The following is a 12,987-nucleotide window of genomic DNA, read 5'->3' on the forward strand; positions in this document are numbered from 1 at the left end:
GACCCAATGTCTATGGAAGAAAGTGATGTCATTATAATTTTAAATTCAAAAAAAGAATGGGTTTCGGCTAACTCTAAAGATGAACTGGCCAATAAATTCAAAGAGGCACTTTCAATACTTCCCGGCATAGAAGTAGAATTTACTCAGCCCATTGAAATGAGGTTTAATGAATTAATAACAGGTGTTAAGGCAGATATTGCCATAAAAATCTTTGGTGAAGATTTGGAAATTCTCAGCAAAATAGGCAATCAGATAAAATCATTAATTGAAAATGTGAACGGGGCTGCTGATATAACTGTCGAAAAAATTGTTGGCCTTCCTCAAATGAACGTCAGATACAAACGTGAAAAAATTGCACGTTATGGCCTGAATATCAAGGAACTGAATGATATGATTGCCATGGGATTTGCCGGGAAAAAAGTGGGTAGTATTTACGAAGGCGAAAAGCGGTTTGATTTAGTGGTTCGCCTCACAAACGATAACAGACAGGATATTGACAATCTTAAGAATTTATTTGTTGATCTCCCTTCCAATGGTAAGATTCCCCTGAGTGAGCTTGCTGATATCTCCTATCAAAAAGGAGCTGCCAAAATATCGCGGGATGACACCAAAAGGAGAATAGTGGTAGGCATTAATGTGCGTAACCGTGATTTACAGTCGGTGGTAGATGATGTCCAAAACTTAATAAATGACCACATAACACTGCCTGCCGGATATACGATAAGTTATGGCGGGCAATTTGAAAATCTTCAAAGTGCGAGATCAAGATTAATGGTAGCGGTACCTATTGCTTTGGTTTTAATTTTTGTGTTGCTCTATCTCGCTTTTAAATCTTTTAAAGAAACATTAATGATTTTTACAGCAATTCCCCTTGCATCTGTTGGAGGAGTATTGTTATTATGGATAAGAGACCTGCCCTTTAGTATTTCTGCAGGAGTAGGTTTTATAGCCCTTTTTGGTATTGCTGTTCTCAACGGTATTGTATTAATAGAACATTTTAAAGAATTAAAACTAGAAAAATTTGAAAGCATGGAAGCGCTAATTATTCAAGGCACAAAAGACCGGTTAAGGGCTGTAATACTAACTGCATCTGCAGCTGCATTGGGATTTCTGCCAATGGCAATATCCACAAATGTCGGAGCTGAAGTACAACGTCCTTTAGCAACCGTTGTGATAGGCGGCCTGGTAAGTGCCACCTTTTTGACACTAATTGTGCTCCCGGTCTTATATAGCATATTTAGTAAACCAGGAAAACTTGTACTAAAAAAACTTCTAAAAAAGAATAATTCTAATGCTCTTCTTATCGCAGCAATTCTTTTTACACCCGTTTTAAGTGCACAGGAAAGTGGTTTAAGCCTTGACGGATTAATGGCAATTGCATTGGAAAACAATGCAGGCCTCAAAGCAGATTCATTAAAGGTTAGCAAATCTGATGCTATGATATCAAGCGCCTTCAGCTTTGACAAGACTCAGGTTTATTACGAGTATGACCAAAATAATCTTGCTATAAATGGTGAACCAGTAAACGTTTTTGGGGTACAGCAGGATTTTCTTTTCCCAACAGTTTATTTCTCGAAAAAGAAAGTAAATATGGCCGGTTATAATTTAGAATCCAGTGGGTATGAAATCCAAAAAAAAAGATTGAAAAAGGAGGTAACAGCCAGATTTTATGACTATCAATATGCAAAAGAGAAGGAATTTATTTATAAACAATTAGATAGTCTGTTTAGAAATTTTGCGACCATAGCCGAACGCCGTTTTGAACTTGGAGAAACCAATTATCTGGAAAAAATAACCACTCAGTCCAAACAAAAACAGATCCAAATTAAATTAGATGAGGCAGAACAAGATGTAGTCTTAGCCTATGGAAATATAATTAAAATGGTACAGGTTGAGGACAGTATTAACATTAGAATGGCCGCACAAAAGAAAGTTACATTGAGTCCTGTAGGGTTGGAAAATAGTATAGAATTAGAATATTATTCCAATAGAGTAAATCTTTTTGATAATCAACGTAAATATGAAAAACAACTTTTATTACCCGATCTGAGTTTGAGCTATTTTCTGGGATCAAACAGCAATCTGAATCAAAATTTATATGGCTATTATCTGGGTCTTAAAATTCCATTGTTGTTTTTTGGTCAATCTTCCAAAATTAAGGCATCCTCCATTGCCCGTGATATTGCAGTTGAACAATCAAAGGAGTATGAAGTTCAATTAAATAATGAATATATGGCCCTTAATGCCAAATTAATTAAGCAGGAAAAGGCTTTAAAATATTATGAAGAAGAGGGCACAGTTATATCTGATGAAATTTTAAAAACGGCTACCCTGAGTTTCAAAAACGGTGAAATCAACTATTTCCAGTATATCCTTAGTCTTGAAAATGCCTATGAGATTAAACTGGATTACTTAAATAGCCTAAATGATTACAATCAAACCGTTATTGCCATTAACTATCTAACTTATTAAAAACTAAGTCATGAAACGTATTTTATATTATTTCATTCAATTCATATTTGTAATCAGTATTTTGAACTGTAAAAATGTAGAACCTGCACATAGAACAGACGTTCAGGAGGATCTAAATCCTGAAGACACCGTTATTGAACTTTCGAATAAACAATTTGAAGAAAACGCCATGACAATAGGTAGTATGGAAGAAAAATCTTTTCCTGAATTGGTTCAGGCCAATGGATTAATTGATGTGCCTCCGGCAAACAGAGCAGTAGTGAGTGCAACTATGGGGGGCTATATTAAAAATACGCATTTATTAATCGGAGATCGGGTAACCAAAGGGCAAGCATTGGTAACTATTGAAAATCCGGATTTTGTAACCTTGCAACAAGAATATTTAGAGATAAAGGAACAATTGACCTATTTGAAATCTGAATATAAGCGCCAACAAATATTGATTAAAGAAAACATTTCATCACAAAAAAGTTTTTTAAAAGCTGAAAGCGACTATAAAAAAGCAGAAGCCACTTACAAGGGGCTTCGAAAACAATTAGATCTGCTCAAAATTTCTCCTTCAGATGTTGAAAAGGGTATTATAAGTACTACCTCCACATTAAATGCCCCCATTAGTGGCAGCATTACCCAGGTTAATATATCTCTGGGGATGTATGTTTCGCCTGCAACACCTATCATTGAAATTGTAGATAATGACCATATCCATTTAGAATTATCTGTTTTTGAAAAAGATATAATGAAGCTTCATAAAGGACAGGAGATTACCTTTGAAATACCGGAAGCATCATCAAAAGTATATGCCGCAGAGGTTTATTTAATAAGCACATCCATAGAAGAAAACAGAACGGTAAAAGTACATGGTCATCTTAAAGATCTTGAAAAGCATAATTTTCTGACAGGAATGTTCGTCCACGCAACTATAATTATTTCAGATAATGTGACCATGAGTATTCCTTCGGAGGCAATTGTATCCAATGAGGGTACATCATACCTCCTATTACTGGAATCTAAAAAAGAGGAAGTGTATAATTTGAAACCGGTAAAAGTGGAAGTAAGTACTGTATATAATGGGTACACCTCCATAAAGAATGCAAATGACTTTCCTGCCGATTCAAAGTTTTTAACAAAGGGTGCATTTACCTTAATGGGCGAATGATGAAAAGCATAAAAAATTTATAGCAGCGTAAATTAACTTAATCCCACATCTAAGGCCATCATAATAATAAAGCCACCAATAAAGCCCATTGTGGCTATATCAGTATATTTATCCTGTTGTGTCTCAGGGATTACCTCTTCCACAACCACAAAAATCATCGCTCCCGCCGCAAAAGACAAGGCATAAGGCAGAATAGGCTGGAAAGTAAGTACTGCCCATGCGCCCAAAACTGCAGCTATAGGCTCTACCATAGCAGATGCTTGTCCGTAGGTAAAACTTTTAAGTCGGCTCAACCCTTGCCTTCTTAATGGCATGGCCACTGCAAAACCTTCGGGAAAGTTTTGTAGGCCTATCCCAAGTGCCAAAGCCACTGCTCCACCTATATTGGCCCCTTCAAAACCGGCGGCAACTCCTCCAAAGAGGACTCCCACTGCAAGACCTTCTGGTATATTATGCAAGGTTATTGCCAGAGTAAGCAACGTTGTTCTGTGCCAGGGTGTTTTTATTCCTTCACTTTCTTTAAAATTTATATGTATGTGTGGTAAAACCTTGTCCAGTCCATAAATGAAAACTGCACCAAGCAAAAATCCGATCGACGCCGGTATTACTTTAACAAAACCTTCCCCCGGGCTCATTTCTATTCCCGGAGCCAGAAGACTCCAAAAACTAGCAGCTACCATTACGCCACCGGTAAAGCCCAGCATTCCATCAAGTACGGCCCTGTTCATAGTCTTAAAAAAAAAGACCAGACCGGCACCTAATGCAGTAAGACCCCAGGTAAAAAGGGTCGCGTAAAAAGCAGCCAAAATGGGATTTATTGATTCAAAATAACTAATGATATTCTCCATCATAACTTGATCATTTTAACGTATAAGTTAGAAGCTATTTGCTGTGAAAGATTTAATTCTCTTTGGTCAATATGAATTCGTAATGAATTATCAAACTCTTCTTTTTCAACAATCTTCATTTTATTTCCAAGTGCTATATTGTTTTTATCGAGGAACCTTAAGAATACGGCAGATGAATCTTTTACCCCCACACATATTGCTGAAGAACCTATGGGAATTTGACTTAATAATTGATTATCACGCTCTATGAACTCGCCATTTTTACCGGGAATTGGATCTCCGTGAGGGTCAAATTTTGGAAAACTTAGAAGTTGGTCAAGTTTATCAATTAGTTTTTCACTTTTAATATGCTCTAGTTGTTCAGCTATTTCATGTACTTCATCCCAGGTGAAATCTAATTTTTCTACTAAAAAAACCTCCCACAAACGATGTTTTCTAATTATAGATAAGGCAGTCTTAGTACCAAGGGTGGTTAATGATACCCCTTGATACTTTTTATAATGAACCAGCCCCTTTTCTGATAATTTTTTCATCATATCAGTTACTGAAGACGGTTTGGTTTCCATCCTTTCTGCCACGGCATTGGTTGAAATAACTTCTTCCCCTTCGCTGCCCAGATGAAATATGGCCTTTATATAATTCTCCTCAGAATGGGTCATAAAAAACATTTTAACAAAAATACATTTTTATTTGTAAAAACAAATTTTTAGATTTGTCTAAATATTATATTTGGCATATGAAATACATTGCCGTACATATTCCTTTAAGAGCAGTCCTATTGGTGTTTGCAAGTATAATCGGGATATCCAATATGTATTCTCAGCGGAATACTATAAAAGGTATTATTATGGAGGGGAAATTACCTGTTCCTTTTGCTAATATATACCTTCAAGGAACAAATCTTGGTACATCTTCAGATAGGAATGGCCAGTTTACTATTAATAACATTCCCGATGGAACCTATAAAATCAAAGCTTCTTCCATGGGGTACAACAGTTTCTACCAAAAAATTACTTTGGCAAATAATGAGGAACTGATACTTACTGTAATACTTAAAAGTTCATCCGAGCAATTAGATGAAATGGTAGTTACAGGTACTTTAAAACCCGTAAAAAGATTGGAAAGCCCTGTCCCTGTAGAAGTATATAAGCCCGCTTTTTTTAAAAAGAATCCTACCTCAAGCATTTTTGAATCCCTTCAGAATGTGAATGGCGTACGACCCCAGATTAACTGCAATGTCTGCAATACGGGAGATATTCACATTAACGGCCTCGAAGGACCATATACACTTGTGTTAATAGATGGCATGCCCATTGTAAGTGGTTTAGGCACTGTATATGGCCTGTCCGGAATACCCAATTCCCTCATAGAACAAATTGAAATTGTTAAAGGCCCCGCTTCTACCTTATATGGGAGCGAAGCCGTAGGCGGACTTATTAATATAATTACTAAAAATGCGCTGCGTGCTCCCACATTTGCCGCAGACAATTTTATGAGTGGCTGGGGTGAGTACAACCTGGATATTGGATCCAAAATTGAAATTGGAAATAATTCCAACTTATTGTTAGGATTAAACTATTTCAAATACGACAACCCAATCGATGACAATGGAGATAATTTCACAGATCTAACTCTTCAGGATCGCATATCTTTCTTCCAAAAATGGAGTTTAAATAGGGAGTATAACCGTATTTTTTCATTGGCTGGCCGTTTTTTTTATGAAGACAGATGGGGTGGTGAAATGCAATGGACCCCTGAATTCAGAGGCGGAGACGAAATATATGGTGAAAGTATATACACAAGAAGGTGGGAAATACTGGGAAAGTATCAATTGCCCGTTAAAGAAAATATTCTGCTTTCTGTTTCTTACAATGACCATAGTCAAAATTCTGTGTACGGCGTAGTACCTTATCTTGCAGATCAGCGTATTGGTTTTGGGCAATTAACCTGGGATAAGGTTTTGGCAAAGCACGATCTTCTATTTGGAAGCGCAATAAAATACAATTATTATGATGACAATACCCCTGCAACTTCCGGGTTAGTCAGGAATGAAGCAGACATAGTTTGGATCCCCAGTCTTTTTGTTCAGGATGAGATAAAATTTTCCAAAAAGCACTCCTTACTTACCGGTATTCGTTACGATTATGACAAAAGGCATGGTTCAATCTTCACTCCAAGATTAGCTTATAAATGGAAATTTTCAGATAATGACATAATCCGATTAAATGCTGGCACCGGCTTCCGTGTTGTAAATCTTTTTACTGAGGAACACGCCGCTCTAACCGGTTCAAGAGAAGTAATCATTGCTGAAGAACTGAAACCAGAACGATCCATTAATGTAAATCTTAATTACCTCAAAAAAATATACAGTAACGATGGGACATTTATCGGTATAGACGCCTCAGCCTTTTACACTTATTTCAACAATGTTATTCTTCCTGATTATGATACCGATCCCAACTTGATAATATATAAGAATCTGGATGGTAAATCTGTTTCCAAAGGCATAAGCGCGAACCTGGACATGGCATTCCCTTACGGGCTGAAAATACTTTTGGGAGCTACGTTTATGGATGTAAGCAACACACAAAACGGTATCACCCAACGGCAAATTCTGACTGAAAGTTTTAGCGGAACCTGGAGTATATCATATGCCTTCAGAGCTCTAAATCTTTCTATTGACTACACGGGGAATCTATATGGACCAATGCGCTTGCCTCTTTTGAGCGAGCTCGATCCCAGACAGGAATATTCTCCCACCTGGAGTATTCAAAATATTCAATTTACCTATTCCGGTGTAAAAAATTTTGAATTTTATGGTGGTATAAAAAACTTGTTAGATTGGACGCCCAATAAGGGGAACCCTTTTATTATTGCAAGGGCCAATGATCCCTTTGATAAAAATGTTCAATTCGACAATTCAGGTAACGCTATCCCTACACCAGACAACCCATATGGCCTTACGTTTGACCCCACTTATGTGTATGGCCCAAATCAAGGAATGAGAGGGTTTATAGGTATGCGCTACCGATTGAATTAAAGGAGCAAGGTTATTGGTATTGTAATTTGTACTTTTGGTGTTTTCATATTTGTGAACACAGAGTACGACTATATTATAATTGGTGCAGGTGCAGCTGGTTTAATGCTGGCTGAAGCCCTTGGAAGCGATCCCTATTTTAAGGACAAAACGGTTTTATTGGTCGACAAGGATGCCAAAAAGACCAATGATCGGACCTGGTGCTTTTGGGAAAAAAGTGCAGGAGATTTTGATAAAATTATAAATAAAAGCTGGAGCAAAATTCAATTTGAAGGAGCAAGCCTTAAGACAGATCGTGAAATAGCACCTTATACCTATAAGATGTTACGTGGGCTCGATTTTTATAATAACTATTTGAATCGTATACAGGCTTATGCAAATATTACATTTTCACATGTTCTGGTTACCGGAATGGTTGATCATAAAAGCCATGTGGAGGTAACTACAGAAAATGGAAATTACCGCGCTGGAAAAGTATTCAATAGTGTTTTCGATTATAAGTCGCTTTATCAACAAAACAAATACCCAGTTTTACAACAGCACTTTATTGGATGGTTTATTAAATCTGACAAGCCCGTATTTAATCCGGAAAAGGCAACTTTTATGGATTTTTCAATCCCTCAAAAAGGCAATACCCGCTTTATGTATGTTTTGCCATTTTCAGAAAACGAAGGCTTGGTTGAGTATACGCTGTTTTCCGCTGACACCTTAGCTGAAGAGGAATATGAAAATGCCATTAAAAATTATATTAAAGAAAAACTTAATTGTACCAAATACGAGATAATAGAGAAAGAAAGGGGAAATATTCCGATGACCTGCTATAATTTTTCTGCAATGAACAGTGATAACATATTATACATTGGAATAGCAGGAGGTTGGGCCAAACCCAGCACGGGATATACCTTTATGAGTACTAACAGAAAAACCAAAGAATTGGTCGATTTTCTAAAAACAACCAAACCACTTTCTTCATTTAATAAAAAAGATCGATACTGGTATTATGATTTGCTCTTATTAGATATCCTCTATAAAGATAACAGCAAGGGAAGACGGATTTTTGAGTCTCTTTTTAAGGGTAGTAGCCCCCAACTCATTTTTAAATTTTTAGATGAAGCAACCAATATAAAAGAAGATCTTCATATTATTTCAAGCTGTCCCAAAACCTATTTTATCAAAGCACTAGTTAACAGGTTGTTCTAAACCTCTCTGTTCATAAGTCTATTGCCAAAATTTTTTAGAACTTCCTTCTTATTTTCAGGTGCTTCCAAAGAGTTTAATAATTCAAATGCCCGCCGTGTATACTTTTCAATTTCTTCCCTGGTTACTACCGCAGCACCGCTTCTAATAAATATCTCTTTAACGGTTTCTATTTTTTCTTTCGGGTTAGCTGGTTTTATTGAAAAAAGGTTTTTTAATTCATTTTTATCCTCCGCGGCACTTAATTCCATTGCCTTAATATACAGAAATGTTTTTTTATTCTCTATAATATCACCACCTACCTGCTTTCCAAAATTCTCAGGATCGCCGAAGGCATCCAGATAGTCATCTTGTAATTGAAAGGCAATGCCAAGATTGATGGCATAATCATAAATTGCATCCTGAGATTTCTCTGAAGCCCGGGATATTATTGCTCCCATTTTCATACCTGCTGCAATCAAAACAGCGGTTTTATAAGTAATCATTTTAAGATAATCCGGAACAGTAACCTGGTCACTTCTTTCAAAGTCCATATCATATTGCTGCCCTTCACAAACCTCTATTGCTGATGTACTGAAGACTTTAATCAAGGATTTAAATAAATCAGCCGGATAATTCTCAAAATATTGATAAGAATTAATAAGCATAACATCTCCAGACAAAATACCAGTATTAATATCCCATTTTTTATGCACAGTTTTTTCTCCTCTTCTAAGTGGTGCTGCATCCATGATATCATCATGTACCAAAGAAAAATTATGAAAAACTTCAATTGCAAGGGCCGCATCCAGGGCATCCTCATGTTTTCCGCCAAATACATCAGCACTAATAAGGGTTAATATTGGTCTGAGTCTCTTCCCTCCCAAATCCATAATATATACTATCGGATCGTATAAATTATGAGGCTCTTTTGTATTTAGTCTATTCTCCAGATAGGTATTAAAACATCCCCGAAAGAATTCGATGTCCGGCATTTGTAATTTTTTTCCAAAAATACACTAAAAGCACTCACCACAGAACATTTATGTAAATTTCCTGTTAACAAAAAAATGACTTTAGACCGGTGGTTTGTTAAAAAATTGCAAAACCTAGGAAACTATTTATGTTTTTATAGTTTCCTGATTATATTTGCCTTCGATCATGAAAGAAAAAATATTAATCAAAGCAACGGATCTCTTTTTAAATCTTGGATTTAAGAGCGTTACTATGGATGACCTTGCTCATGCAATGGGTATTTCCAAAAAAACCATTTATTCCAATTTTGAAAACAAGACAAAATTGGTGGAGGCCTGTACAATGCATGTCTTTGATTCCGTTTCCTGCGGAATTGATGAGATATGTTTACTTAAAAAGAATCCTATTGAAGAGCTCTATGAGATCAAAAGACTCGTGATGCAGCATTTAAACGATGAGAAGACTTCTCCTCAATATCAGCTTCAAAAATACTATCCCAGAATTTTTAATACCCTTCGGAATAAACAATTTGATATGATGCATGATTGCGTTGTAAACAATGTAAAAAAAGGTATTATTCAAGGAATTTACAGGGATAATCTGAACGTTGAATTTGTCGCAAGAATTTACTTTTCAGGAATCACTAGTATTAAAGATAGCAGACTATTCCCTGTAGCTAAATTTCCAGTGGTTAATCTTATGGACAACTATTTGGAATACCATCTCCGGGGTATTGTCACGCCAAAAGGGAGGGAAATACTCAATAATATAATCAAATCAAATCAGGATTAAATGAAAGTTCAATTTTTAACCATTTTAGCATTCATATCTGTTAGTTGTTCCTTTTCCCAGGAACAACGCAATAGTTTTTCACTCGAAGAGGCCATCACTTATGCGCTTGAATATAATTACAGTGTAATAAATGCCAATAGAGAAATACTAGATGCTCAAAAGCAAAAATGGGAGGTTATTGCTACAGGTTTACCTCAAATTGACGGTAATCTTAGCTACCAAAATCAATTAAAACAACCGGTAACACTTATCCCCGGTGAATTTGTGGGAGGAGAACCCGGGTCTTTCCTCCCTGTTATATTTGGTCAACAAAATCAGGTTAATGCAACAGCCACCCTACGCCAGCAAATTTTCGATGGTTCTTATATTGTAGGCGTGCAGGCCACTGAAGCCTTTCTTAGATATAGTCAAAATAATAAGGAGAAAACAGATCAGGATATAAGGAAAGCTGTCATAGAAGCATATGGCAATGTTTTGCTTGCCCAGGAAACAGTCGCTATCCTGGAGAACAATAAGGAAACCCTGGAGAAAAATCTCTTTGAAACTGAAAAACTCTTTGAAAACGGCCTTGGAGATGAAGAAAGTGTTGAGCAACTTCAAATTACATTGTCTTCCATTATTAGCGCATTAAAAAATGCAATCCGATTTGAAGATATAACATTACAAATGCTCAATTTAATAATGGGGCTTCCAATTGAAGATCAAACTGTATTAAAAGAGAATCTGGATGATCTGGTATTAAAACAAATTGATTTTGACCTCCTCGAATCAGAATTCTTTATGGAAAATAATGTAGATTACAAGTTAGTAGCCAACCTAAATGAGCAAAGGTATTACGAGTTAAAGCTGGCCAAAAGTAAAGCCTTGCCTTCACTTAATGCTTTTGTAAATTATGGAGCCTCTGCTTTTAGCAACACCTTTACATTTTTCGAAAGTGAACAGCAATGGTTCGGATCATCTGTACTGGGCTTCGATTTGAAAATTCCTATTTTCAGTTCACTCAATAGAAGTGCCACAACCCAAAGAGCGAAAATTGCTTATGACCAGGCAAAAACACAACTGACAGAAACCGAAGAACAGATAAGACTTCAACTCGAACGGGCCAAAAGCGATTACATTTTCTCTATTGAGGATTATGAAACTACAAAAAGCAATCTCAATCTGGCAGAGCGGATTGAAAAGAAAAACCAAACAAAATATTTCGAAGGTCTGGCTACTAGTTTTGAATTAAGACAGGCACAAATACAACTTTATACTGCACAGCAGGATTATCTGGAATCTATGGTAGAAGTTATCAATAGAAAAACAGAATTGGAAACTGTTCTTAACAATTAAACCATCAACTCACAAACTCAAATAAAATGAAAAATATTCTTTTAATACTTCTTATTTCAATGGTTTTCGCTTCTTGTGGAAATGGAACTGTCCAATCTGTTGAAACCCTGATTACTGAAGGGAATATAGAGGCAATTAAATTAAAAAAACTAGAACTTACTGAAAAACAAAAGTCATTGAACGCAGAACTTAGACTTCTGGATTCTGTTATCAACTTACAGGATAGTAATTCAAAATTAGCCTTGGTGTCGACCTTTAGAACGGATGCACAAGCATTTCAACATTATCTCGATCTTCAGGGAAACGTCATGACCAAACAGAATGTATTGATCTATCCTGAAATGGCAGGCACTTTGATTAATGTCTACGTTAAAGAAGGTCAAAAGGTGAATAAAGGTCAGCTTTTAGCTACCATTGATGACGGTGGAATGAGCAGTCAGCTCGCACAATTAAAAACCCAGGCTGCTCTTGCCAAAACCACTTTTGAACGCCAAAAAAGACTTTGGGAGCAAAAAATTGGATCTGAAATTCAATATCTGCAGGCTGAAACAAATTATCTGGCAGTAGAGAATTCTGTTAAACAAGCCCAAAGTCAGTTGTCAAAGGCAAATGTAAGGGCTCCTTTTTCGGGAATTATTGATGATGTCATTCAGGAACAGGGAACCGTTGTTTCCCCGGGTAGCGGACAAGCAGTATTTCGTATTGTTAACCTTTCGGATATGTATATCGAAGTTGATGTTCCTGAAAGTTATTTAAAAGGAGTAACTGTAGGCAAGGAAGTTAAAGTCTATTTTCCTGTACTGGGCGATAGCATTACTTCCGTAATACGGCAAACTGGTAATTTTATTAATCCAACTAACAGATCCTTTCGAGTGGAAATAGCCGTGCCCAATAAAAAAAGAAATATAAAGCCAAATCTTACAGCCAGAGTGCAAATCAACAATTATAGTAGCGACGATGCAATTTTAATTCCACAGAGTGTAATTTCTGAAAATGCCTTAGGCGAACAATATGTTTATCTCGCCACAGAGGTTGATTCTAATGACATGGCAATAGCAAAAAAACAGATTATAAATACAGGTCAAACACAGGGAGATTACGTAGAAGTGTTAGCCGGAATTAGACCTGGTGTACAGGTAATATTAGAAGGCGCACGCAATGTCAGGGAAAACCAGCAAGTAAAAATTATTCAATAG

At 36.4% G+C, this 12,987-nt stretch carries 10 protein-coding genes; 7 read left to right on the top strand and 3 right to left on the bottom strand.

Features of this window, described 5'->3' with window-relative positions:
- Positions 1-2,472: CusA/CzcA family heavy metal efflux RND transporter (locus tag WBN20_RS04785; protein ID WP_424280896.1), on the top strand; the 2,472-nt coding region annotated here is incomplete at its 5' end.
- Between the two features lie 10 nt (positions 2,473-2,482).
- Entirely contained in the window at positions 2,483-3,628 is a 1,146-nt protein-coding gene (locus WBN20_RS04790; protein WP_424280897.1) for an efflux RND transporter periplasmic adaptor subunit, read from the top strand.
- 32 nt (positions 3,629-3,660) lie between these two features.
- Here the strand turns inward: WBN20_RS04790 and WBN20_RS04795 are convergent, their stop codons facing one another.
- A complete protein-coding gene (locus tag WBN20_RS04795) occupies positions 3,661-4,476 on the bottom strand; it encodes a ZIP family metal transporter (RefSeq protein ID WP_424272394.1) in 816 nt (271 codons plus the stop codon).
- Entirely contained in the window at positions 4,476-5,135 is a 660-nt protein-coding gene (locus WBN20_RS04800; RefSeq protein WP_424272392.1) for a metal-dependent transcriptional regulator, read from the bottom strand. Before WBN20_RS04800 ends, WBN20_RS04795 begins: the two co-directional genes overlap by 1 nt.
- Before the next feature lie 77 nt (positions 5,136-5,212).
- Here WBN20_RS04800 and WBN20_RS04805 point away from each other — a divergent pair, with 77 nt between their 5' ends.
- Positions 5,213-7,516 (top strand): TonB-dependent receptor, encoded by a 2,304-nt coding sequence (locus WBN20_RS04805; RefSeq protein WP_424280898.1) that lies wholly within the window; start codon positions 5,213-5,215, stop codon positions 7,514-7,516.
- Between the two features lie 51 nt (positions 7,517-7,567).
- Positions 7,568-8,713, top strand: a complete 1,146-nt coding sequence (locus WBN20_RS04810; protein WP_424280899.1) for a lycopene cyclase family protein — start codon at positions 7,568-7,570, stop codon at positions 8,711-8,713.
- On the opposite strand, the gene WBN20_RS04815 is transcribed toward WBN20_RS04810, so the two are convergent.
- Complete coding sequence (locus WBN20_RS04815; RefSeq protein WP_424272099.1) at positions 8,710-9,684, bottom strand: polyprenyl synthetase family protein; 975 nt, start codon at positions 9,682-9,684, stop codon at positions 8,710-8,712. The two genes, WBN20_RS04810 and WBN20_RS04815, sit on opposite strands and share 4 nt — an antisense overlap.
- Before the next feature lie 166 nt (positions 9,685-9,850).
- Between WBN20_RS04815 and WBN20_RS04820 the strand changes: the two genes are divergently transcribed.
- The 3 genes from WBN20_RS04820 to WBN20_RS04830 are packed head-to-tail and all read left to right on the top strand — an operon-like array spanning position 9,851 to position 12,987.
- Positions 9,851-10,456, top strand: a complete 606-nt coding sequence (locus WBN20_RS04820) for a TetR/AcrR family transcriptional regulator (RefSeq protein WP_424272100.1) — start codon at positions 9,851-9,853, stop codon at positions 10,454-10,456.
- The gene (locus tag WBN20_RS04825) at positions 10,457-11,791 is read left to right on the top strand and encodes a TolC family protein (protein WP_424280900.1); all 1,335 of its coding nucleotides are present in this window, start codon (positions 10,457-10,459) and stop codon (positions 11,789-11,791) included.
- A gap of 26 nt (positions 11,792-11,817) precedes the next feature.
- A complete protein-coding gene (locus WBN20_RS04830; RefSeq protein ID WP_424271273.1) occupies positions 11,818-12,987 on the top strand; it encodes an efflux RND transporter periplasmic adaptor subunit in 1,170 nt (389 codons plus the stop codon).

Source organism: Eudoraea sp., from assembly GCF_049665975.1.
GTDB lineage: Bacteria > Bacteroidota > Bacteroidia > Flavobacteriales > Flavobacteriaceae > Eudoraea.

What these genes read in the sequence shown, in the direction of transcription:
- WBN20_RS04795 (WP_424272394.1), bottom strand. Translation starts at nt 4,476, where the DNA reads ATGGAGAATATCATTAGTTATTTTGAATCAATAAATCCCATTTTGGCT.
- WBN20_RS04800 (WP_424272392.1), bottom strand. Translation starts at nt 5,135, where the DNA reads ATGACCCATTCTGAGGAGAATTATATAAAGGCCATATTTCATCTGGGC.
- WBN20_RS04815 (WP_424272099.1), bottom strand. Translation starts at nt 9,684, where the DNA reads ATGCCGGACATCGAATTCTTTCGGGGATGTTTTAATACCTATCTGGAG.
- WBN20_RS04805 (WP_424280898.1), top strand. Translation starts at nt 5,213, where the DNA reads ATGAAATACATTGCCGTACATATTCCTTTAAGAGCAGTCCTATTGGTG.
- WBN20_RS04820 (WP_424272100.1), top strand. Translation starts at nt 9,851, where the DNA reads ATGAAAGAAAAAATATTAATCAAAGCAACGGATCTCTTTTTAAATCTT.
- WBN20_RS04790 (WP_424280897.1), top strand. Translation starts at nt 2,483, where the DNA reads ATGAAACGTATTTTATATTATTTCATTCAATTCATATTTGTAATCAGT.
- WBN20_RS04830 (WP_424271273.1), top strand. Translation starts at nt 11,818, where the DNA reads ATGAAAAATATTCTTTTAATACTTCTTATTTCAATGGTTTTCGCTTCT.
- WBN20_RS04825 (WP_424280900.1), top strand. Translation starts at nt 10,457, where the DNA reads ATGAAAGTTCAATTTTTAACCATTTTAGCATTCATATCTGTTAGTTGT.